The organism is Sphaerotilus sp. (assembly GCF_034519685.1).
In the GTDB taxonomy this organism is placed as follows: domain Bacteria; phylum Pseudomonadota; class Gammaproteobacteria; order Burkholderiales; family Burkholderiaceae_C; genus Sphaerotilus.
This window is the reverse complement of the sequence record NZ_JAXHOF010000006.1, coordinates 231544-249878: the sequence shown is the minus strand read 5'-3', so window position 1 is coordinate 249878 and position 18335 is coordinate 231544. Positions and strand designations below refer to the sequence as shown.

The 18335-nt window shown below is 68.7% G+C and carries 18 protein-coding genes; 7 read left to right on the top strand and 11 right to left on the bottom strand.

Annotation, left to right across the window (positions count from 1 at the left end; translation table 11 throughout):
* Positions 1 to 12: 12 nt before the first annotated feature.
* Both U5O44_RS12210 and U5O44_RS12205 read right to left on the bottom strand, forming a co-directional pair.
* A complete protein-coding gene (locus tag U5O44_RS12210) occupies positions 13 to 714 on the bottom strand; it encodes a fumarylacetoacetate hydrolase family protein (protein WP_322588742.1) in 702 nt (233 codons plus the stop codon).
* Positions 715 to 746: 32 nt separating this feature from the next.
* Complete coding sequence (locus U5O44_RS12205; protein WP_322588741.1) at positions 747 to 1349, bottom strand: Lcl C-terminal domain-containing protein; 603 nt, start codon at positions 1347 to 1349, stop codon at positions 747 to 749.
* 79 nt (positions 1350 to 1428) lie between these two features.
* Here U5O44_RS12205 and U5O44_RS12200 point away from each other — a divergent pair, with 79 nt between their 5' ends.
* Together U5O44_RS12200 and U5O44_RS12195 are read left to right on the top strand one after the other, a co-directional pair.
* Entirely contained in the window at positions 1429 to 1665 is a 237-nt protein-coding gene (locus U5O44_RS12200) for a SlyX family protein (protein WP_322588740.1), read from the top strand.
* Positions 1666 to 1789: 124 nt separating this feature from the next.
* A complete protein-coding gene (locus tag U5O44_RS12195) occupies positions 1790 to 3751 on the top strand; it encodes a methyl-accepting chemotaxis protein (RefSeq protein ID WP_322588739.1) in 1962 nt (653 codons plus the stop codon).
* 21 nt (positions 3752 to 3772) lie between these two features.
* Here U5O44_RS12195 and pcaF read toward each other — a convergent pair whose 3' ends face one another.
* The 7 genes from pcaF to boxC all read right to left on the bottom strand — a co-directional run bounded on the left by pcaF (position 3773) and on the right by boxC (position 12439).
* Positions 3773 to 4975 (bottom strand): 3-oxoadipyl-CoA thiolase, encoded by a 1203-nt coding sequence (gene pcaF / locus U5O44_RS12190; protein WP_322588738.1) that lies wholly within the window; start codon positions 4973 to 4975, stop codon positions 3773 to 3775.
* 27 nt (positions 4976 to 5002) lie between these two features.
* Positions 5003 to 5467: a MaoC family dehydratase gene (locus U5O44_RS12185; protein ID WP_322588737.1), complete on the bottom strand. Its 465-nt coding sequence runs from the start codon at positions 5465 to 5467 to the stop codon at positions 5003 to 5005.
* Between the two features lie 23 nt (positions 5468 to 5490).
* A complete protein-coding gene (locus U5O44_RS12180) occupies positions 5491 to 7017 on the bottom strand; it encodes a 3-hydroxyacyl-CoA dehydrogenase (protein WP_322588736.1) in 1527 nt (508 codons plus the stop codon).
* Entirely contained in the window at positions 7014 to 7811 is a 798-nt protein-coding gene (locus tag U5O44_RS12175) for an enoyl-CoA hydratase-related protein (RefSeq protein ID WP_322588735.1), read from the bottom strand. The genes U5O44_RS12180 and U5O44_RS12175 overlap by 4 nt, the downstream gene beginning before the upstream one ends.
* 89 nt (positions 7812 to 7900) lie before the next feature.
* Positions 7901 to 9193 (bottom strand): benzoyl-CoA 2,3-epoxidase subunit BoxA, encoded by a 1293-nt coding sequence (gene boxA / locus U5O44_RS12170; RefSeq protein WP_322588734.1) that lies wholly within the window; start codon positions 9191 to 9193, stop codon positions 7901 to 7903.
* Positions 9194 to 9285: 92 nt separating this feature from the next.
* Positions 9286 to 10713: a benzoyl-CoA 2,3-epoxidase subunit BoxB gene (gene boxB, locus U5O44_RS12165; RefSeq protein WP_322588733.1), complete on the bottom strand. Its 1428-nt coding sequence runs from the start codon at positions 10711 to 10713 to the stop codon at positions 9286 to 9288.
* Between the two features lie 49 nt (positions 10714 to 10762).
* Positions 10763 to 12439 (bottom strand): 2,3-epoxybenzoyl-CoA dihydrolase, encoded by a 1677-nt coding sequence (boxC, locus tag U5O44_RS12160; protein WP_322588732.1) that lies wholly within the window; start codon positions 12437 to 12439, stop codon positions 10763 to 10765.
* A gap of 199 nt (positions 12440 to 12638) precedes the next feature.
* Between boxC and U5O44_RS12155 the strand changes: the two genes are divergently transcribed.
* From U5O44_RS12155 to U5O44_RS12145, 3 genes are read left to right on the top strand one after another with little or no spacing between them, the layout of a single operon-like run.
* Positions 12639 to 13079: a MarR family winged helix-turn-helix transcriptional regulator gene (locus U5O44_RS12155; RefSeq protein WP_322588731.1), complete on the top strand. Its 441-nt coding sequence runs from the start codon at positions 12639 to 12641 to the stop codon at positions 13077 to 13079.
* A gap of 55 nt (positions 13080 to 13134) precedes the next feature.
* Entirely contained in the window at positions 13135 to 14175 is a 1041-nt protein-coding gene (locus U5O44_RS12150) for an AAA family ATPase (RefSeq protein ID WP_322588730.1), read from the top strand.
* Positions 14172 to 14705 (top strand): hypothetical protein, encoded by a 534-nt coding sequence (locus U5O44_RS12145; protein WP_322588729.1) that lies wholly within the window; start codon positions 14172 to 14174, stop codon positions 14703 to 14705. The genes U5O44_RS12150 and U5O44_RS12145 overlap by 4 nt, the downstream gene beginning before the upstream one ends.
* Before the next feature lie 16 nt (positions 14706 to 14721).
* Here the strand turns inward: U5O44_RS12145 and U5O44_RS12140 are convergent, their stop codons facing one another.
* Positions 14722 to 16317 (bottom strand): DUF4139 domain-containing protein, encoded by a 1596-nt coding sequence (locus tag U5O44_RS12140; protein WP_322588728.1) that lies wholly within the window; start codon positions 16315 to 16317, stop codon positions 14722 to 14724.
* A 133-nt stretch (positions 16318 to 16450) separates the two neighbouring features.
* Between U5O44_RS12140 and U5O44_RS12135 the strand changes: the two genes are divergently transcribed.
* The gene (locus tag U5O44_RS12135) at positions 16451 to 16753 is read left to right on the top strand and encodes a PepSY domain-containing protein (protein WP_322588727.1); all 303 of its coding nucleotides are present in this window, start codon (positions 16451 to 16453) and stop codon (positions 16751 to 16753) included.
* Between the two features lie 24 nt (positions 16754 to 16777).
* On the opposite strand, the gene U5O44_RS12130 is transcribed toward U5O44_RS12135, so the two are convergent.
* Positions 16778 to 17707: a helix-turn-helix transcriptional regulator gene (locus U5O44_RS12130; protein WP_322588726.1), complete on the bottom strand. Its 930-nt coding sequence runs from the start codon at positions 17705 to 17707 to the stop codon at positions 16778 to 16780.
* A 147-nt stretch (positions 17708 to 17854) separates the two neighbouring features.
* On the opposite strand from U5O44_RS12130, the gene U5O44_RS12125 reads away from it, so the two are divergent.
* Positions 17855 to 18322, top strand: a complete 468-nt coding sequence (locus tag U5O44_RS12125) for a 4-hydroxylaminobenzoate lyase (protein WP_322588725.1) — start codon at positions 17855 to 17857, stop codon at positions 18320 to 18322.
* The last annotated feature ends 13 nt before the right edge of the window (positions 18323 to 18335 follow it).

The following is an 18335-nucleotide window of genomic DNA, read 5'->3' as shown; positions in this document are numbered from 1 at the left end:
GCAACGCCCGGTTCAGACGACCCGCACGCGGATCTCGCCCAGCCCGTCGAGGCCGCCACACATCGTCTGTCCACGCTCGACCGGGCCGACCCCTTCGGGCGTGCCGGTGTAGACCAGGTCACCGGGCTGCAGCGCGAAGTAGGTCGAGAGGTTGGCGATCACCTCGGGCACCGACCAGATCAGCGCGTCGATGTCGCTGCGCTGGCGGTCGGCGCCATCGACCTGCAGCCAGATTGCGCCGGACGCAGGGTGGCCGATGTCCTCGGCGGCGTGGATCAGCCCGATCGGCGCCGACTGGTCGAACGCCTTGCCGAGTTCCCACGGGCGGCCCTTGTCACGCATCTTGAACTGCAGGTCGCGCCGGGTCATGTCCAGCCCGACGGCGTAGCCGAACACATGCTGCAGCGCCTGATCGACCGGGATGTCGCGCCCGCCCCGCCCGATCGCCACGACCAGCTCGATCTCGTGGTGGACGTTGGCGGACTGCGGCGGGTAGGGGAACTCGACCGTCTGCCCCGGCGGCGCGACGACGATGCTGTTGTCGGGCTTGCAGAAGAAGAACGGCGGCTCGCGGTCCGGGTCGAAGCCCATCTCGCGGGCGTGTGCGGCGTAGTTGCGGCCGACGCAGTAGAGGCGGCGCACCGGAAACAGCGTGTCGCGGCCCGCGACCGGCACGGCCACCTGGGGTTCGGGAGGGAAGGCGTAGAGGCTCATCGAAAACGGCTCCTTGTGACGCCGCGATGATGTCAGTTCTGCAGCGACCAGACCAGCCGCACCGGCAGCTCGGTGCGCTTGAGCACATCGCCGCGTGCCTCGCCCGACGCCGGATTCACGGTCCAGCCATGGAGAAAGGCCAGCTGGGTGGTGTGCTCGTCGGTGCGACCACGCTGGATGTTGGCGTAGTTGTACTGGTTGATCGGCGACATGTTCGTGTCGATGCTGGCGGTCATGGCCCAGTGGCTCTCGGCGGGTGCGGCGGGAAACAGCACCGGATCCAGCCCGGGCGGCGGACCCGACCGGTGCAGCAGCCGCTGCAGTTCGGTGACCCGCGGCAGCCGCCAGGCGAACCCGTCCGCGTCCTTGCGCGCCGCCGCCAGCGCCAGCGCCTGGGCATGGCTGACACGCGCTGGCTGGCCGGTGCAGGTCTTGCCGTTCCAGTGCATACCTTCCACGCAGCGCGACCATGCCAGACCGGTGTGCGGATCAAGGATCTGCGCGCCGTGGTCGGCCGGCACGAGACGGGGTGCCTGCGCCAGCACGGATGCCGCCACCGGCACCAGGGCCACGAACACCAAGGGCGCCAGCACGCGAAGCGGCCGACAGTGGAGCGGGATCGGCTGTGTCGTCATGGCGCGTTATTCGACGGTTCCGCGCCAAAGCTGAATGGTCCCGGGATGTCCGGCAGCGGATCTGGCGTCCAATGGCGCCATGGAACGTCCACAGCAGCCCCAGCCCCACGCCCTCGACCAGCGCCTGACCGATCTCGAGATCAAGGCCAGCTTCACCGAGGACCTGGTCGACCACCTCAACCAGATCATCATCCGCCAGCAGCAGCAGCTCGACGCGCTGGCCCGCGAAGTGCAGACGCTGCGGCGACACAGCACCAGTGACAGCGGCGTGCCGGTGTTCCGAAGCTTGCGGGACGAACTGCCGCCGCACTACTGACGGCCGACGGCCGGCATGAAATGCCGAGACACGTTCAGCCATTTCGGCGCATCGCCCACTGAAGCCTGTCATTACGCTGTCGCCAAGTTGACACCACGTTGAGTGCACTCGGAAGACGCAGAACATGAAAAACACAGGTCGCTTGGGCGAGTATTTTCGGTATCACGGCTGGCTGTCGCCGGGGGTGCGCTGGTTCCGCCAGTCCAGTTTCAAGGCCAAGGCCAGCGTGATCGCGCTGGTGTTCATGATCCCGCTGGCCGTCACCCTGGCGCAGCTCTGGCAGAGCGCCGGCCAGGGCATCACCGTGGCCACGGCCGAACGCCAAGGGCTGACCTACCTCAGGCCAGTGCTCGACTTCATCCAGCTTGCACAGACCCGCCGCCTGGCGGCCACCCTGCAGCCCGCCGACCTGCCGGCGCTGCAGTCGCCGCTGGACGCGGCTTTCGAGCGGATCCGCGTGCAGCACCACCAGTCCGGCGCCGTGTTCGTGGACCAGGCGGCCTACGACGCATTCCAGCAACGGCATGAAGCCCTCCGCAACACCCCGGTGGCGGCCTCGCCGGACGACACCCTGCAGGCCCACACCGACCTGATCGACGCCGCACTGAAGCTGGTCGCCAGCGTCGCCGACACCGCGCAGCTCAGTCTGGACCCCGACCTGGACACGTTCCACATGATGAACGTCTCCGTGATCCGCGGCCCCCGCCAGACGGAAAACACCGCCCGGATCAACGCGATGGGACAGCTCATCCTGCACACCGCCGAGAACAGCCCGCACCGCCACGAGCAGATGACCCGATGGGCGGCCGTCCAGCGCCTGATCGACGACGAAGTCGAGTCCTCCTACCAGATCGGCATCGGCCAGGACCCGACTGCCGCACGGCTGTTCGACATGGTGGGCACGGACAAGGCGTTCGATGCCTTCATGTCCAGCGTCCAGCAGCAGGTCATGGGCGCCTCCCTGCAAGGCGACCGCGCCACCTATGCCCGCCTGGGCGACGCCGTGGCGGCCAAGCAGAACGAGCTGAACGGACAGGTGCTCGAAGAACTCGACCGTCGGCTCCAGGCCCGCATCGACCGGCTGGCCGGCCACCGCAACCTGCAGGTGGCCATCAGCCTGTGCTTCGTGACGATCGCGCTCTACCTGATGCTGGCGTTCTACCGCGTGATGATCGGTGGACTGAACGAAGTCGCCAGCCATCTCCAGGAAATCAGCAAGGGCAACCTGACCACGGCCCCGCGGCCCTGGGGAACCGACGAGGCCGCCCAACTGATGCTGAGCCTGCGCGAGATGCAGACCAGCCTGCAGCGCACGGTGGGCGTCGTGATCGACAGCGCCTCGCAGGTCCACACCTCCAGCAACGAGATCGCCACCGCTGCCGCCGATCTGGCCGTGCGCACCGAGCAGGCCGCCGTCAGTCTGCAGCAGACCACCGCCACGATGCAGCACATCGCGGAGGCGGCGGCCCTGGCCACCAACACCGTGGACGCAGCCACCCGCAGCGTCCAGGACAGCGCAGCGGTCGCGGCACGGGGCGGCAAGGTCGTCGCCGAAGTCGTGCGCACCATGGAGGACATCCGCCAAGCCTCGACACGGATCAGCGAGATCATCAGCGCCATCGACGGCATCGCGTTCCAGACCAACATCTTGGCACTCAACGCCGCGGTCGAAGCATCCCGCGCGGGGGAACACGGGCGGGGCTTCGCGGTGGTGGCCACCGAAGTGCGGGCACTGGCGGGCCGCTCAGCCACAGCCGCCAAGGAGATCAAGACCTTGGTGAATTCCAGCCTCACCCAGGTGCGCAACGGCACCACGGTCGTGACCGATGCCGGCCAGATCATGCAGAACATCGTGACCAACGCCGACAAGGTCGCCCGCCAGATCCACGAGATCGCCGAAGCCGCCCGCGTGCAGCAGCGCAGCATGGTCGAGATGAGCACCGCCGTGTCCGAACTGGACCAGTCCACCCAGCAGAACGCGATGCTGGTGGAGCAGAGCAGCAATGCGTCCTACGCGCTGGCGGAGCAAGCCAGACACCTCAGCGACGAGGTGGGACAGTTCAAGCTGCCAGCACTGACGCCATGACGCGGCTGGCGCCAGGCCGGATCAGACGCGCTCGACAATGAGCGCGATCCCCTGCCCCACGCCGATGCACATCGTGCAGAGCGCGTAGCGCCCGCCCATGCGGTGCAGCTGGTTCACCGCCGTCGTCACCAGCCGCGCGCCGCTCGCGCCCAGCGGATGGCCGAGGGCGATCGCGCCGCCGTTCGGATTCACCCGCGCGTCGTCGTCCGCCAGCCCCAGGTCGCGCAGCACCGCCAGCCCCTGCGCCGCGAACGCCTCGTTCAGCTCGATCACGTCCATCTGGTCGAGCGTCAGCCCGGTCAGCGCCAGCACCTTGCGCGTGGCCGGCGCCGGACCGAAGCCCATGATGCGCGGCGCCAGCCCCGCCGTCGCCATGCCCACCACCCGCGCCCGTGGCGTCAGGCCGTAGCGGGCGGCGCTGCCCTCGTTGGCCAGCAGCAGCGCGCACGCGCCGTCGTTCACGCCCGACGCATTGCCCGCCGTCACGGTGCCGTCCGGCCGCACCACGCCCTTGAGCTTGGCCAGGGATTCGAGGCTCGTGTCGCGCGGGTGCTCGTCCTTGGTCACGAGGACCGGATCGCCCTTCTTCTGCGCAATGCTCACCGGCGTGATCTCGCTGTCGAAGACCCCCGCCTGCTGTGCCTTCACCGCGTTCTGCTGCGAGCGCAGCGCCATGCGGTCCTGTGCCTCGCGCTCGATCTTGAAGTCGGTCGCCACGTTCTCCGCCGTCTCCGGCATCGAGTCCACGCCGTACTGCGCCTTCATCAGTTTGTTGACGAAACGCCAGCCAATCGTCGTGTCGTAGACCGCGTTGTTGCGGCTGAAGGCGGATTCAGCCTTGGGCATGACAAACGGGGCGCGGCTCATGCTCTCCACACCGCCGGCGATCATCAGGCCGGCTTCACCCGCGCGGATGGCGCGGGCGGCACTGCCCACGGCGTCCATGCCCGAGCCGCACAGCCGGTTGATCGTCGCCCCGGGCACCTCCATCGGCAAGCCCGCCAGCAGCGCCGACATGCGCGCCACGTTGCGGTTGTCCTCGCCGGCCTGGTTGGCGCAGCCGTAGAGCACGTCCGTCACCGCGGCCCAGTCGACGTTCGGGTTGCGCGCCATCAAGGCCTTGATCGGGATCGCCCCGAGGTCGTCGGCGCGCACGCTCGACAAGGCGCCGCCGTAGCGGCCGAAGGGGGTGCGGATCGCGTCGCAGATGTAGGCGTGGGTCATGTCGGGTCCAGTGCAGGTCAGTGCAGGTCAGGTCGGATCGGGTCGGGTGCGGTTGAGGTCGAACAGGCTGGTCGCTTCGAGGTCGAGCACCTCGACCGACGGGTTCTGCGCCTGGTTGAAGAGCTGCCAGCGCCAGCGCAGGATGCCCAGATGCGGCTGGCTCGCCGAGCGGCGTGTCTCCAGCACCGTGGCACGCACGCACAGCACGTCGCCCGGTCGCACCGGATGTTTCCACTTCAGATAGGCCAGCCCCGGCGAGGCAAACGACTCGGAGCCGGCCAGCGCCGCATCCGCCACCAGCCGCATCGCGATGCCGCAGGTGTGCCAGCCGCTGGCGATCAGGCCACCGAAGGGGCCTTGCGCCGCCGCATCGGGGTCGGTGTGGAACCACTGCGGGTCGTAGGCGGTGGCGAACTGCAGCACCTCGGCCTCGGTGACGTGGTACGGGCCAGCCTCGATGACCTGGCCTGGGAAGAACTCGGCGTATTGCATGGTGTCCTGTGCCTGGCGTTCTCTTAGGCGGCGCGGCGCAACCAGGGGCTGACGCGGTAGCGTTCCCCGCGGTAGTGCGCGTCCAGCGCGTCCAGCAGCGCGATCACCTCGCCCGCGCTCCAGCGCGACAGCCACTCGAACGGCCCCGCCGGGTAGTTGACACCGAGCTTCATCGCCGCGTCCGCGCCCGCCGTCGAGCACACGCCCTGCAGCACCGCGTCGGCGGCCTCGTTGATGAGCATCGCCACCGTGCGGGCGACCACCAGCCCCGGTGCGTCCGCCAGCGGCAGCGGCGCGAAGCCCAGCGCCGCCAGCCACGCCGCGGCCTGATCGCGCCACGCCGGCGACGCACTGTCGGCCACCGCATACGCCAGCGCCGCCCCCGCTGCCACCGGCAGCACCACCGGCCGGTCGAACACCGCCACGTCGCGGCAGCCGGTGTCGGCGGCGACCTGCGCCGCGCAGCGGCCGTCGGTCAGCATCAGCCGGGCGCCGTCGATGGCCAGCCCGGTCCAGCCGCTGTCCGTCACCCGCGCCGGCCCCCAGCCTTGCGCCGAGAGCGCCGCGGTGGCCGCCTGCTCCAGCGCGTCGGCGATCGGGCCGATGCCATGCACGGTGACCTCGCCGGCCGTGTTCGGTGCGCCATGGACCGCCACGGGCAGCGCCGCGCCGTCGTTCGGGTAGACGTAGAAGCCCCGCCCGGTCTTGCGCCCGAACAGGCCGCCATCGACCATCTCGCGCTGCACCAGCGACGGCATGAAGCGCTTGTCGTAGAAATTCGCCTCGTAGACCGACTGCGTCACCGAGAAGTTGGTGTCGTGGCCGATCAGGTCCATCAGCTCGCACGGCCCCATGCGGAACCCCGCCGCGCGCAGGCAGGCGTCGAGCACCGCCGGCGTGGCCGCCTGCTCCAGCAGCAGCGCCAGCGTCTCGGCGTAATACGGCCGCGCGATGCGGTTGACGATGAAGCCGGGCGTGGACTTGGCGTGAACCGGCGTCTTGCTCCAGGTCTTCGACAGCGCGAAGATCGCCTCGGCGACGGCCGGCGCGGTCTGCAAGCCGGAGACGACCTCGACCAGCTTCATCAGCGGCACCGGATTGAAGAAGTGCATGCCGACCAGCCGCGCCGGGTGCGCCAGCCCGTTGGCGATGGCGGTGACCGAAATCGACGAGGTGTTGGTCGCCAGCACGCAGTCGGTGGCGACGATGCCCTCCAGTTGCTTGAAGAGCGCGCGCTTGACGTCGAGCTTCTCGACGATCGCCTCGACCACCAGCCGCACGGGCGCGGCCTCCTCGATCGCGGTGACCGGCGTGATGCGCGCCAGCGTCTGCGCGACCGCGTCGGCGGTCAGCTTGCCTTTGGCGACGAGCGTGTCGAGGCTCTTGGCGAGCCTAGCTTTCGCTTCGGCGGCGGCGCCTTCGCGGGCGTCGTGCAGCAGCACCGGGTGGCCAGCCTGTGCGGCGACCTGGGCAATGCCGGCGCCCATGATGCCGGCGCCGATGACCAGCATCGGCGCGAGGTTCAGGGCAGGAATCGAAGTCATCGTCATTGGGGAATCCAGTTGGCGGGCCGCTTGCCCAGGAAGGCGGCGAAGCCTTCGCGGGCCTCGTCGGTGCCCCGCACGCGGCTGATGGTCTGCGCAGTGAGTTCACGCGCCTCGGGGGTGATCGGGCCGACGTCGAGCTGCGCGAAGAGAGTCTTGATCTCGCGCTGGGCGTTCGGGCCGCCGGCGAGCAGCTCCTTCACGGTCGCGTCCACGGTGACATTGAGCGCGTCGAGTGTCGTCACCTGCTGCACCAAGCCGATGGCCAGCGCCTCGGCGGCGGCGATGCGCGTGGTGGTCAGCGCCAGCCGCAGCGCCTGGCGCTTGCCGACCGCGTTGGTGACGTAGGGGCCGATGACGGCGGGCAGGATGCCGAACTTGGCCTCGCTGACCGAGAAGCTGGCGTTGTCCGCCGCGATGGCGATGTCACACGCACACGCCAGCCCCACGCCGCCGCCGAGGGCCGCGCCCTGCACCCGCGCCACCGTCGGCTTCGGACACGCCGCGATGCGCGCGAGCATGCCGGCGAAGCGGCGGGCGTCTTCGAGGTTCCATTCGCGCGAGGCGGTGCTGGCGCGCTGCATCCACTGCAGGTCGGCACCGGCGCTGAAATGCCGACCCTCGCCGGCCAGCACGACCACGCGCACGCTGTCGTCGGCCGCCAGTTGGGTGAACACCGTGTCCAGCTCGGCGATCATCTGCTCGTCGAAGGCGTTGAACACGGCCGGGCGGGACATGGTGACCTGGGCGACGCCCGGGCGCGGCCGGGTCAGCGAGAGGATCTGGTACGGATCGGACATGGACAGAGGTCTTTCATGGAGACCCGCATTGTCGACCGACCGGTCGGATAATCAATGCGGGATTTGCCGCATCCCAGCGGATCGGCTGGTCAATAGGTTTCCAGGTGCAGCCGCCCCTGCGCCTTGAGCGCCGCGCCGACCGTGTCCCAGTTCAGCCCCGCCTGCGTCGCCAGATCGCGCAGCGCCAGCACGACGCCCTCCTCCATCGCCTTCAGCCCGCAGACGTAGAAATATGCGTTCGGATCGGCCAGCAGCGGCGCCAGGTCCGCGGCGCGCTCGCGCAGCGCGTCCTGCACGTAGCGCTTGGGGCGGCCAACCTCGCGCGAGAAGGTGAAGTTGATGTCGATGAAGTCCTTCGGCAGCGTCTGCAGCGGGCCGAAGTACGGCAGCTCGGCCTGGGTACGGGCGCCGAAGAACAGCATCAGCTTGCCGCCCTCGAACTTGCCCGAGCTGCGCAGCCGGCGGCGCCATTCGGTCATCGCCCGCATCGGCGCCGAGCCGGTGCCGGTGCAGATCATGACGATGTGCGACTTCGGGTGGTTCGGCATCAGGAAGCTGGTGCCGAACGGGCCGATCACCTGCACCTTGTCGCCGACCTGCAGGTCGCACATGTAGTTGCTGCCCACGCCGCGCACCGGGCGGCCCTGGTGGTCCTCCAGCACACGCTTGATGGTCAGCGAGACGTTGTTGTAGCCGGGGCGCTCGCCGTTGCGCGGGCTGGCGATCGAGTACTGGCGGGCGTGGTGGGCACGGCCCTTGTCGTCCACGCCGGGCGGCACGATGCCGATCGACTGGCCTTCCAGCACCGGGAAGGGCATCGCGCCGAAGTCGAGCACGATGTGGTGCGTGTCGTAGTCGCTGCCGGCGTGCTGGCCGACCTCGGTGACGCGCACGTTGCCGACCACGGTGGCGGTGACCGTCTTCTCGGCGGCCTTCGGGCCGTAGAGGTTGGTGTACGGGTGCGCGGCCGACCAGGGCGGCAGCGTGGCGCCGAACTGCGCGCTGTTGAACGCCGTCTCGCCATCGGCGGCGGCCGGCAGCGACACGGGCGCGGGTTCGATGTCGGGGGCGGCGCCATCCGCCACGCCGGCCTCGGCCAGTTGCTCGGGCGTCAGCTCGGCGGGCAGTTCGTCCCACTCCAGCTGCACCTCGGGCGTGTAGGCCAGCACGCGCGGCATCACGCGCCAGTTGTCGATCGACCCCGTCGGGCACGGCGAGATGCAGTCCATGCACAGGTTGCACTTGCCCGCATCGACCACGTAATTGCGGTCATCGTGCGTGATCGCGCCCACCGGGCAAATCGCCTCGCAGGTGTTGCAGCGGATGCAGATCTCGGGGTCGATGAGGTGCTGGCGAATGACTGCCGTGTCGGCCATGTCCATGGACGGTCTCCTGTTCGTGAAGAAGGGGCCCGCAGGCCCCTTGTCGAGTTCGAGTGTCAGTCGAGTATCAAGGAAGCACGCAGCTCAGCGCATCAGTTGAAACGCACGTAGTCGAAGTCCACCGGCTGGCGGTTGATGCCCATGACCGGCGGCGCGATCCAGTTGGCGAACTTGCCCGGCTCGATGACGCGGCCCATCAGGCTGGCGACAAAGGCGCGGTCTTCGCCGCTGGGCAGCCAGTCGTTGACGCGGGCATTCCATTCGACGTCCGACACCACACGGCCGTCCGGCGCTACCTTCACGCCCGACAGCAGGCCGATGTTGCGGTGGAAGGCCTTGTGCGGCACCGACAGGCGCGTCGAGATGCCCGCCTTCTCCAGCACCTTGTTCCAGCGGTTCACGCCGGCCATCGAGTCCTTGATGTAGTCGTCGCGCAGCACTTCGTTGAGCGCGTTGAGCATCGGGACGTCCTTCTCGACCAGCTGGCCGCCGCGCACTTCCAGCACCTTGTAGGTCTGGCCACGCAGCTGGTGGTCGTCGACGCGCTTGCCTTCTTCGTAGCGGCCCTTCAGGCCTGAGCTGTAGAAGGTCGCGGCGTTGCTCGACTCGTCGGCGCCGAACAGGTCGATGGTGACGCTGTAGTGGAAGTTGATGTAGCGCTGGATCGTCGGCAGGTCGATCACGCCGGCGGCACGCAGCTTGCCCACGTCGTCGGTCTTCAGCTCGTTCATCACCTGCGCGGTGCGGCTGAGGACACGGCTGATGCCGGATTCGCCCACGAACATGTGGTGCGCTTCCTCGGTCAGCATGAACTTGGTCGTGCGGGCCAGCGGATCGAAGGCGGATTCGGCCAGGGCGCAGAGCTGGAACTTGCCGTCGCGGTCGGTGAAGTAGGTGAACATGAAGAACGACAGCCAGTCCGGCGTCGCTTCATTGAACGCGCCCAGGATGCGCGGGTTGTTCTCGTCGCCCGAGCGGCGCTCCAGCAGGGCGTCGGCTTCCTCGCGGCCGTCGCGGCCGAAGTGCTTGTGCAGCAGGTAGACCATCGCCCACAGGTGGCGGCCTTCCTCGACGTTGATCTGGTACAGGTTGCGCAGGTCGTACATGCTCGGCGCGGTCAGGCCGAGGTGGCGCTGCTGCTCGACCGAGGCGGGTTCGGTGTCGCCCTGCGTGACGATGATGCGGCGCAGGTTGGCGCGGTACTCGCCGGGCACGTCCTGCCAGGCCTTCTCGCCCTTGTGGTCACCGAAGTGGATGGTGCGGTCGGTCTCGCCGGGGTTCAGGAAGATGCCCCAGCGGTAGTCGCGCATCTTGACGTGGCCGAACTGCGCCCAGCCCTGCGGGTCGACGCTGACGGCGGTGCGCAGGTAGACCTCGCTGTTGGTCGAGCCTTCCGGGCCGATGTCGTCCCACCAGTTGATGAAGTTGGGCTGCCACTGCTCCAGCGCGCGCTGCAGGGTGCGGTCTTCGCTCAGGTTGACGTTGTTGGGGATCTTCTGGCTGTAGTCGATGCTGCTCATGTCGGTTCCTTGAAGTCGTTCCGAAAGTCCTGTCGAAAGTCGTGCCGATTCAGACGCGGTTCCAGTCGAAGGCGGCCTTGTCGCCCTTGCCGTAGACCTTCAGCGCGCCCTTTTCGCCGACGGCGTTGGGGCGTTGGAAGATCCAGTTCTGCCACGCGGTCAGGCGGCCGAAGACGCGCGTGAACATGTTCTCGGGGCCGTTGAAGCGCAGGTTGGCTTCCAGGCCGGTGAGGGCGTCCGGGGACATCGACACACGCTCCTCGATGGCGATGCGGACCTCGTCGGCCCAGTCGATGTCGTCCGGGTTCGACGTGACCAGCCCGAGCGCGAAGGCGGCGTCGGCGTCCAGCGCCTGGCCGATGGCGGCGCGGGCGGCGTCCATCGACGGCGCTTCGTCGTAGAAACGGCGGGCCAGGCGGCTCTGGCCAGTGGCCATCGGGTACAGGCCGAAGTTGGCTTCACCGATGGCGATCTTCGGGGCGCGGGCCTCGTCGTCCGGCAGCGCCAGGTGGTAGCTGCGGTCACACGCCAGCGCCAGCTCCAGGAAGCTGCCCGCGAAGCACGAACCCGGCTCGATCAGCGCGAACAGGCTGCGCGACGACACATCGAGTCGGCTGAACGTACGGCGCAGCAGGCCGATCGTCTCGCGCACCAGCCAGTGGCCCTTGTGCGCCAGCAGCGTGGCGTCCATCGCCAGCACGGCGGCGCCGTCGCCCTCGGTCTTGATGAGCCAGGTGCCGATGTCCAGCTCGTTGGTGCGCATCGACAGGATGGCGTCCTCCAGCTCGCGGGCCATCTGCAACGGGTACCACGCCGCGCCCGCGGTTTCGATGCCGGCGATGTCGGTCGGCTGCGCGCTGGTGGGGGCCTTCACGGTCCAGGTCGCGGTGCGCTTGGCGCGGTCGATCTCGACGGTGACATTCGCGTAGCGCAGCGCATCGGCCTCGACCGTGCGCTCGACCGGCACCAGCTCGACACCCTTGCCGTCCGCCGGACGGTCGCTCTGCGCGGCGAGTTGCAGTGCGCGTTCCTGCACCTTGGCCGCAAACTGTGCCGGCTTGACGATGTCGTCCACCAGGCGCCAGTCCTTGGCCTTCTTGCCGCGCACGCCTTCGACGCTGGTGCAGAACAGGTCGGCCAGATCGTGGCGCACCTTGCGCTTGTCGGTGACGCGGGTCAGACCGCCCGTGCCCGGCAGCACGCCCAGCAGCGGCACTTCCGGCAGCGACACGGCGCTGGAGCGGTCATCGACCAGGATGATCTCGTCGCAGGCCAGCGCCAGCTCATAGCCGCCGCCTGCGCAGGCGCCGTTCACGGCCGCCAGGAACTTCAGGCCCGAGTTCGCCGAGGAATCTTCCAGCCCGTTGCGCGTCTCGTTGGTGAACTTGCAGAAGTTGACCTTCCAGCCGTGGCTCGACACCCCCAGCATGAAGATGTTGGCGCCCGAGCAGAACACCTTCTCCTTGGCGCTGGTCACGACGACCGTGCGCACTTCCGGGTGCTCGAAGCGGATGCGCTGGATCGCGTCGTTCAGCTCGATGTCCACGCCGAGGTCGTAGCTGTTGAGCTTGAGCTTGTAGCCCGGGCGCAGGCCGGCGTTCTCGTCGAAATCGGCGGCCAGCGTCGCGACCGCGCCTTCGAACGACAGCGTCCAGTGGCGGTAGCGCGAGGGGTGGGTGCGGTAATCGACGGCGGCGGGGGCGGAGGCAACAGCGGCTTCACTCATGGGACAGGCTCCAGAGGCGAGACGCACGATGGTGCATCTGCGGGGGATCGGGCGACTCAATGAATGCATGATATTGCATGCAGCAGCCCAGCGCAATGCATTCCAGTGCGTGTTCTGGGGAACTCGGGTAAATACGGAGACTTGCTGGGTGGATTTGCTTGATTTATAGTTGATTACTCAAATACAAAGAAAGCATTCCATGCCCAGCCCCTCCCTCGAACTCTGCCTGCGCCTGACCCGCGCCTATGCGGTGCTGACGCGCCGGCTCGACAACAAGCTCTCCAGCGTCCACGGCCTGAGCTTCAGCGACTTCATGGTGCTGCACAGCTTGGCGCGCGCCGAGGGCCAGCGACTGCGCCGCATCGATCTGGCCGAGCGCATGGGGCTGACCGCCTCGGGCGTGACGCGCACGCTGCTGCCACTGGAGAAGATCGGTCTGGTCGGGCGCGAGGCCGACCCGCGCGACGCCCGCGTCGGCTTCGCCACGCTGACCCCGGCGGGGCAGGAGCTGCACGGCTACGCGCTGACCTCGGCCGAAGCCATCTGCCGGGAAGCGACGCAGGCGGTGTCGGACGAACAACTGGCCAGCGTGCTGGAGCTGCTCGGGCAAATGGCGGGGATCAACCTGTCGAATGCCTGAGACGCGATCAGAGGGACAATCGTCCCCGCCATCCCACTCGAACACCAGCCCACCCATGAGCCAGATCACGCAACTGAAGCTGGAGAACTTCACGGCCTTCGAGGCGATCGATGTGAAGTTTTCGCCGGGGTTGAATGTGCTCATTGGCGCGAATGGCACCGGCAAGACGCATCTGTTGAAGGTGCTGTATGCCGCCTGCGCCATCACGGTCGGAGAAGACCGGGAGCGCGGGTTCGAGCGCAAGCTGGCGGGGGTCTTTCACCCATTCCAGTCAGACATCAGTCGGCTGGTCCGTCGCCAGCCGGGGCGATCGGGCGGTGCAGCCCTGGCGGTCTGGCGCGACGACGGCACCATGCTGCTCGGTGGCATCACACCGCAACGGGTCGATTCACGCCAGGCCTCGACACCCCAGGTGTCCGCCTGGACCGAGACCCCGCTGGAGTCTGCCTACATCCCCGTCAAGGAGATGCTGGCGCACGCCCCCGGCTTCCTCTCCACGGCGGCGCGGCGGGAAATCGCGTTCGAGGAGGTGTACGTGGACATCCTCCGGCAAGCCTTCCTGCCCAAGCTCAAGGGCGATCTCGACCCCGACCGGCAACGCCTGCTGGACTTGCTGCAGAAAGCCCTTGGCGGCAAGGTCATCAGCAAAGGCGAGCACTTCTTCCTCAAGAGCCGCCGCGGTGAACTGGAGTTCACGCTGCTGGCTGAGGGCATGCGCAAGCTGGCCTTGCTGTGGCTGCTCATCCAGAACGGCACCCTGCGACCCGGCTCGGTGCTCTTCTGGGACGAACCCGAGGCCAACCTGAACCCTGCGCTGATGGGGGACGTGATTGAGGTGGTTCTGGCGCTGCAGCGCCTGGGGGTGCAGGTGTTCATGAGCACCCACAACTACGTGATGCTGAAGGAACTCGACCTGCGCACCCAGCCGCAAGACCAGATCCGCTACCTGTCGCTGTTCCGTGGAGCCGACGACAGCGTCGCCTGCCACAGCAGCGAGCACTACGCCAGCATCGACCCGAACGCCATGGCCGCGACCTTTGACAGCCTCTACGCCCGCGACATGGCCCGCGCACTGCAAGCCGTCGGACGCGCATGACCACGCTGCAGGAAGGTGAGCTGGCCTTCGACTTCTCCCGCGCCCAGCGGGCGATCCGCCTCGATGACCGCCAGAAACGCACCCCCGAAGGCTTGAGTCTGGTCGACTTCGTTGTCGAGGAGCCCCACCGGCTCCTGCTCATCGAAGTCAAGGATCCGTCCTGCACGCCCCGACGCGATGACGACGGTGCCCGCCAGGCCATCGCCAAGGAACGCGAACGGTTCCTGCACAAGATCCGCAGCGACTCGCTGATCTCGGATGAGCTGACCCCCAAGGCCCGGGACAGCTACACCTGGCTGCACCTGATGCGACAGGACACCAAGCCCATCGTCTACGCCTTCTTCCTCGGTGCGGACCGGTTGCCGGTGGACAGCGGACTGCTGATGCGACTGCGGGAGCGCCTGCAGGCCCGCATCGCCCACGAAGCCGATCAGCCCTGGGCGCGTCCCTACGTGTCCGCCTGCGTGGTGGTCACGGAGAAGACCTGGCCACACGCCTTCCCCGACTACCCGGTCAGGCGGCTGCGCTGACCGACGACGTCACCGCTCACCGCCGCTCGATCACCTGCAGCTCCTTCGGCTGCCCGATCACGTACTCCGCCCCGAAGCGCGCCTTCTGCCCCGGCGCCAGCGTCTGCGTCCAGGCGACGATGCCGGGCTGGTCCTGCCAGTCGCCGGGTTGCGGCGCGGGGGTGAACTGGCGGGTCACGGTGATCTTCTCGTCGGTGCTGACCGGCGTCGATTCGAGCACTTCCAGCGTCACCGGCGTGCGGCGGCGGTTCTCGACCTCGTAGAGGCGGCCGACGCGGCGCTCGGTGCGGGTGCCGATGAAGCCGGCGCTGGCGGTCTGCGGCGTCACGGGCAGGTTCTGCACCCGCACCTGCTCGTCGCGGCCGAAGGACAGCGCGATCTGCGCGCGCTCGCCGGTGCGCCAGACCGAGCGGCCGACGACCTGCGTGCCGCGCAGCAGTTGCAGGCTGCCGTCCGGCCACACGCCCTCCGGCCGCGCCACCTCGGCGACGAGCCACGCGCTCGGGTCCGACTGCGGCACCGTCTGCACCTTGACCCGCGCCGGCCAGCGCTGGCTGCCGAGCGCGAAGGCCACCCGCTGCCCGCCGCTGGCCACATCGACCTTGCCGGGCACCTCGAACTCGGTGGCGAACTCGCCCTGCACCACCTGCACGGCGAAGTCCATCGACTCGGCCGATTCCGCTGCCGCCCCGCCCTTGCGCGCCAGCATCGAGGCCATGGGCGCCGGGGCGGCGGCCATCGCCATCGCGAGCGGCGTGGCCGACACCGGCGGACGCGGTGAAATCTCCCAGCGGCGCGGCGCCGGCCCGCTGGTGGCCGACTGCGGCGAGCCGGTGGACAGCCGCAGCGCCACGCCGGACCAGTCCTCACCCGTGTTCTGGCTGACCTGCGCCTGGCGCTCCATCTCGACCACGGCGGCGGCCGGGTCCAGCGTAGCGCGGTAGGCCGGCGCCCAGGTCGGGCCGGGCGTCTGGTACTGCAGGCGCAGCTCGCCTTCCGCCCCCGCCTGGAGCTGCACCCGCAACTGGCGCACCTCACCGTCCACGGGCTGCTGCCGCTCGCGCTCGGCCTTGAGCGGCGCGAGTTCACGCTCCAGCTTCTCGCGCTCGCGCTGGAGACGGTGCTGCTGCTGCAGGGCCTCCAGCCCCGCGCGCTGGACCAGGGGCAGGGTCGAGGCCAGCGGCGTGTTCGCGGCCACGGTCGCGGTCGTGCCCTTCAGCAGCCCGAGCACCAATGCGTGCGACGCATGTTCGGCGGTCAGCGCGGCGATGCGGTCCTCCAGCGCGGTGATGCGGCCATCCAGCGGGCTGGTGCTGCAGGCGGGCAGCTCGCTGCGCGGGCGTGTGGTGGCGGTGACCGGGCCGAGGCGGATCGGGGCATCGGCCTCGATCTGCAGCGAGGCCATGTCGAACTGCGGGCTCAGGCAGTTCAGCACCACCTCGCGGGCGCCGGCCGGCACGCGGGCCGTGCGCTCGACGACGGCGGTGCCGGGGTAGATGGTGACGCGGGCGATGCGCGCGGGCAGTTCGGCCGCCAAGGGGGTCAGCGACAGGCTCAGCAGCACCGTCGCGGCGAGGAAGGAAGGCAGTGGCAGTGGCAGTGGCAGTGGCATTGGCGTCATGGCAAGCGGGTCTGAGTGCAGTCTGAACGAGGAGAGGAAGACAACCGGAGCGCAACCTGCGCGCAACAGAGGCGACGCACCATGGTGCACCGACACCCCTTCAACGCTTCACCAGGAGATTCGCATGACCGCCATCGCCACCCTGCGCCGCGCCGTCGCCCCGCTCGGCCTCACCCTGTGCGCATTCGCCAGCCTGCACACCCCCGCCCACGCCACGGGCCTGGCCACCTGCGAATCCGGCCCCAAGTCCGGCTGGAAGAGCACCGACGTGCTGACGAAGCAGCTCACCGACAAGGGCTGGCAGGTCCGCCGCATCAAGGAGGACGGCGGCTGCTACGAGGTCTACGCGATCGACGACAAGGGGCAGCGGGTCGAGGCGTATTTCCATCCGGTGACGCTGGTGTCGGTGCCGACCAAGGTGCGCTGAACGGCCAGGCCGCCGCGCTCCCGCTCAGACGGGCAATGCCAGCGCGGCCCGCAGGCGCTCCCGCAGGACCGCAAACGTCTCCGCCAGCCCCTGCGCACTGGTATCGCACACCAGATCCGCCTTCTCGTAGAACGACGACCGCCCGGCCAGGATGCGCCGCAGATCCTCCATCGCTTCCTGGCTGCCCGCCATCGGGCGCATGTCACCTTGCGCGGCGACGCGGCGCATGTGGTCTTCGGGCGTGGCCTGGAGCCAGACCGTGGTGCAGTGGCCGAGCAGCAAGTTGAAGTTGGCGGCGTCCGAGACCAGCCCGCCCGGCGTGGCGATCACGACTTCGGGGTAGATCTGGATCGCCTCCTCCAGCGCGCGGCGCTCGTAGCGGCGGTAGGCGTTGGTGCCGTAGAGGTTGTGGATCTCGCTGATGCTGCAGCCGGCGAAGGCCTCGATCTGGCGGCTGAGTTCGATGAACGGGTAGCCGAGGTCATCGGCCAGCATCTGCCCGAGCGTGGACTTGCCCGCCCCGCGCAGGCCGATCAGCGCGATGCAGTGGCCGCGTTCGGCCTGCGCAGCGGTGCCGGCAGCGAACAGCGTGGCGAGCGCTTCGCGGGCGCGGCGCAGTTCGGCGTCGCTGCGGTGCTCCAGCAGCTCCCGGATCATCAGCCACTCCGGCGACGAGGTCGTCACGTCGCCGATCAGCTCCGCCAGCGAGCACTGCAATGCCCCAGCCACCTGCTGCAGCACGAGGATCGAGGCGTTGCCAGTGCCGTATTCCAGGTTCGCCAGATGCCGCTCGGACACCTCCGACGCCAGCGCTACCGCCTTGCGCGTCAGGCCGCGCCGCGCGCGCAGGTCGCGAACACGCTCGCCCAGCGTGACCAGCAGCGGATTCTTGGCCTCGTCGGCCGGGGACGGAACAGCGGCCAGCGCCGACGCTTCAATGGAGTTGACCTGCATGGGATGTCACGGATCTAAGGGGAAACACCATGTATGCACTATATTGCTTGACACTAGGTAGGCGCAGAACTATCGTTCATTAAAAGCACAATAGTGCATGTCCATTCAGGCCGCAAGCCCTCCCCGATCAAACCCGGACCATTCTCCATGTCGCAAGCCACTTTCCGCGCCGCGCTGGCCGACCTCAGCGCCCAGATCGCCGGTCGGGCGCTCGATGCCGACCTCGACGCCTGGCTGAACCTGCACCATGGTGCAGACCGCCCGACCTACCAGCGGCTGGCCGAGGAGATCCGCACCGGTGTCGCCGAGGGCTGGCTGTGCAACCGCGAAGGCGGCGGCATCCGCTACGGGCGCATCTTCAAGGCCGCCGACGACCTCGCCGGCTGCTCGGTGGACGTGGTGGACATGACCGACATCGTCGGCCCGCACCACCGCCACCCGAACGGCGAGATCGACCTGATCGTGCCGGTCGATGCTGGCGCCACCTTCGACGGCCGCGGCGCCGGCTGGCTCGTCTACGGCCCCGACACCGCGCACCGGCCCACCGTGGCACAGGGCCGCGCCTTCGTGCTCTACCTGCTGCCGCAGGGCGCCATCGAATTCACCGGCCAATGAATGACCGGACCGT

Coding starts and splice junctions, on each gene's coding strand:
- U5O44_RS12210 (WP_322588742.1), bottom strand. CDS start 714: ATGAGCCTCTACGCCTTCCCTCCCGAACCCCAGGTGGCCGTGCCGGTC.
- U5O44_RS12205 (WP_322588741.1), bottom strand. CDS start 1,349: ATGACGACACAGCCGATCCCGCTCCACTGTCGGCCGCTTCGCGTGCTG.
- U5O44_RS12200 (WP_322588740.1), top strand. CDS start 1,429: ATGGAACGTCCACAGCAGCCCCAGCCCCACGCCCTCGACCAGCGCCTG.
- U5O44_RS12195 (WP_322588739.1), top strand. CDS start 1,790: ATGAAAAACACAGGTCGCTTGGGCGAGTATTTTCGGTATCACGGCTGG.
- pcaF (WP_322588738.1), bottom strand. CDS start 4,975: ATGACCCACGCCTACATCTGCGACGCGATCCGCACCCCCTTCGGCCGC.
- U5O44_RS12185 (WP_322588737.1), bottom strand. CDS start 5,467: ATGCAATACGCCGAGTTCTTCCCAGGCCAGGTCATCGAGGCTGGCCCG.
- U5O44_RS12180 (WP_322588736.1), bottom strand. CDS start 7,017: ATGACGATGACTTCGATTCCTGCCCTGAACCTCGCGCCGATGCTGGTC.
- U5O44_RS12175 (WP_322588735.1), bottom strand. CDS start 7,811: ATGTCCGATCCGTACCAGATCCTCTCGCTGACCCGGCCGCGCCCGGGC.
- boxA (WP_322588734.1), bottom strand. CDS start 9,193: ATGGACATGGCCGACACGGCAGTCATTCGCCAGCACCTCATCGACCCC.
- boxB (WP_322588733.1), bottom strand. CDS start 10,713: ATGAGCAGCATCGACTACAGCCAGAAGATCCCCAACAACGTCAACCTG.
- boxC (WP_322588732.1), bottom strand. CDS start 12,439: ATGAGTGAAGCCGCTGTTGCCTCCGCCCCCGCCGCCGTCGATTACCGC.
- U5O44_RS12155 (WP_322588731.1), top strand. CDS start 12,639: ATGCCCAGCCCCTCCCTCGAACTCTGCCTGCGCCTGACCCGCGCCTAT.
- U5O44_RS12150 (WP_322588730.1), top strand. CDS start 13,135: ATGAGCCAGATCACGCAACTGAAGCTGGAGAACTTCACGGCCTTCGAG.
- U5O44_RS12145 (WP_322588729.1), top strand. CDS start 14,172: ATGACCACGCTGCAGGAAGGTGAGCTGGCCTTCGACTTCTCCCGCGCC.
- U5O44_RS12140 (WP_322588728.1), bottom strand. CDS start 16,317: ATGCCACTGCCACTGCCACTGCCACTGCCTTCCTTCCTCGCCGCGACG.
- U5O44_RS12135 (WP_322588727.1), top strand. CDS start 16,451: ATGACCGCCATCGCCACCCTGCGCCGCGCCGTCGCCCCGCTCGGCCTC.
- U5O44_RS12130 (WP_322588726.1), bottom strand. CDS start 17,707: ATGCAGGTCAACTCCATTGAAGCGTCGGCGCTGGCCGCTGTTCCGTCC.
- U5O44_RS12125 (WP_322588725.1), top strand. CDS start 17,855: ATGTCGCAAGCCACTTTCCGCGCCGCGCTGGCCGACCTCAGCGCCCAG.